At 56.4% G+C, this 330-nt stretch carries 1 protein-coding gene; it reads right to left on the reverse strand.

Features of this window, described 5'->3' with window-relative positions:
* Positions 1-75: 75 nt before the first annotated feature.
* Positions 76-330 (reverse strand): RNA-binding protein (locus tag AC0L3P_RS40225; RefSeq protein ID WP_473309489.1); only part of this gene is annotated, 255 nt, incomplete at its 5' end.

Consider the following 330-nt stretch of genomic DNA (forward strand, 5'->3'; position numbering starts at 1 on the left):
CTTGTGACGCGACCTCATTGAAGCCGGATTGAACGAAGGCGCGGGAGGTTATGCGCGGTTTTGCAGCTATGGGGATTATTCGAGATCGGAAGGCCCGATCTGCTGGCTCGGCGCGTGAGGCAGAGACACGAGATGTGCGCATTGGGGAAGACTTGAGATCAGATACGCTTCGCTGGAGATCGCGATAGGCATTTTGCTGCATCGGACGGTTGTTGTCGCGCAGTGTGACAGCACGGATTCGACATCGTCCGCGATGATCGAGACGCTGGGAGCGAAATGACGAATGATGATCGTCGTGCACGGCATGACTTGGCTCACGATGTGTCGCAT

It is taken from the genome of Bradyrhizobium sp. WSM4874 (assembly GCF_055811835.1).